Origin of the sequence: Paenibacillus jamilae (assembly GCF_050482105.1) — a bacterium.
In the GTDB taxonomy this organism is placed as follows: domain Bacteria; phylum Bacillota; class Bacilli; order Paenibacillales; family Paenibacillaceae; genus Paenibacillus; species Paenibacillus jamilae_B.
Genome location: NZ_JBCNHI010000065.1, coordinates 1 through 2,276, shown reverse-complemented (window position 1 = coordinate 2,276; position 2,276 = coordinate 1). Strand labels below are relative to the sequence as shown.

At 52.5% G+C, this 2,276-nt stretch carries 1 protein-coding gene; it reads right to left on the bottom strand.

What is annotated here, in order from left to right; translation table 11 throughout:
- Positions 1–2,276: non-ribosomal peptide synthetase (locus tag ABEW32_RS26295; protein WP_430193248.1), on the bottom strand; the 2,276-nt coding region annotated here is incomplete at both ends.

Here is a 2,276-nt window from a genome sequence, read left to right as displayed (position 1 = left end):
TGCAGGCTGCCTTCGGGTGCGGGCAGGGCCTTGCGGTCGATTTTACCGTTTGGTGTCAGCGGCATTTGCTCCAGCTGTACCAGATAGGAAGGAATCATGTAACCTGGCAGTTTTTGGCTCAAAGTGCTGCGTAGCACACAGGCGACAACTTCCTCATCGGCGACCACATAAGCGCAGAGCTGCTTTTGCCCTTGGTCATCTTCTCGTGCGATGACCACAGCTTCTTGCACTGCCTCCAGCTTCAACAGCTGCGTTTCTACCTCGCCCAGTTCGATTCGGTAGCCCCGAATTTTCACTTGCGCGTCGATCCGCCCCTTATATTCCAGCGTACCGTCTGCATTCAAGCGTACCAGGTCGCCTGTGCGATAGCAGCGTTCTCCGCTGCGGAACGGGCTGTCAATGAACTTTTCGGACGTCAGGTCCGGTCGGTTGCGGTATCCACGTGCCACCCCGTCACCGCCTACCAGCAGCTCACCCCATACCCCGACGGGCTGAAGCCGCATTGAACGGTCCACAACGTACGCTGTCGAATTATGGATCGGTCTGCCAATTGGCACCGATTCCGATTGTACATCGGTGATCGCATGCACCGTGGAAAAGGTCGTATTTTCAGTCGGGCCATAAATGTTACTGATTCGCAGGGACGGATGGGCCTCCAGCACCCGGTTCATATGTGGTACGGACATCACATCACCACCGACCAGTAGCTCCCGCATCCCCTCGAACAGCGCCAAATCCTGCTGCGACAGCTGGTTAAAGAGCGGTGTGGTCAAAAACATTGTGGTAATGCTGTGGCTGTGGACGGCTTCCTTAAGCTTGAGCACATCCAAAATGACATCCTGACTCACTAGCACAAGCTGTCCACCGTTTAATAGAGCTCCCCAAATTTCGAAGGTGGATGCGTCGAAAACAATAGCGCCTGTTTGCAAAATGCGCGTGTCAGCATCCAACTGCGCGTAGTTTGTATTTTTCACCAAACGTACGACATTGCGATGCTCCACCATAACACCCTTCGGCTGTCCCGTCGTACCCGACGTATAGATCACATACACTAGATCGTTCGGACCAGACAGCGGCTCCAGGTTGGAACCATCCTCGTGATACACACTTTCTGCTCCATTCAGCACCAGCATCTGACCATCAAAAGCTACCTTGTCCACCAGATGGCTTTGCGTCAACAACAGCTCTGCTCCCGAGTCGTCCAGCATATAGCGGATACGTTCCTCTGGATACGTCGGATCGATGGGGACATATGCACCTCCCGCTTTCAAAATGCCTAACATACCCACAATCAAGTCTATCGAACGCTCGGTCATCAGACCCACCAGCCGATCCTTCGTCACGCCTTGACTGCGCAAGGTACGAGCCAGACGATTTGCACGTTCATTCAGCTCGCGATAGCTCAGTTGCTCTCCTTCAAAGTACAACGCTGGCTGCTCTGGCGTGTGCGCCGTTTGTGTCTCAAACAGACTATAGATCGTTTGCTGGCTTGGATACTCGGCAGCTGTATCTCCCCATACGCTGAGAATTTGCTCGCGTTCCTGCTTGCTTAACACATCTAGCTCTTGCACCCGAATGTCCGGATTCGCCACTACCTGCTCCAGCAGCTGTATTAAATGGCCCTGAGTCCGTTCCACGGCTTCCCGATCATATAACTTCGTATTGTACTCAAATCGGATTTTCATCGCTTCCTGCGGCATGACGACCAGATTGAAATCATAGTTCGTTTGTTCAATCATGCCTGCATTGCTGATTACAAAATCCGACGCCGCACCTTCGCCAAGCTGCTCGACCTGCTCCTCCACCGGATAGTTTTCAAACACGATAATGTGGTTGATCAGCTCTTGCTTTTGCTCGGTCAAGGCTTGAATTTCATACAGCGGATACGTTTCATAATCTTGAGAAGCCAGTGCCTGCTGCTGATTTGCTCTGATCAGGTCGGCAAAGGTGTCCTCAGCCTGGCTGCGAATACGAATGGGGATGGTGTTAATGAACAAGCCCACCATATTTTCGATCCCCGAAATATCAGCCGGGCGACCCGATACGACACCGCCAAAGACAGCATCGTCACTACCATTGTACTTTTGGAGCAGTAAGCCCCAAGCTGTTTGCAGCAACGTATTCGCGGTCACGTAGTGCTGCTTGGCCACCATTTCCATACGTTTGGTCAAGTCTTGGCCCAGATCGCACAGCACATGCTCAAATTGTTCACCCTCGGCTTTCGCGCCTACTTTGCCGGTTGGAATCGACGTTTGCTGATCATAGTCGAGCAAATA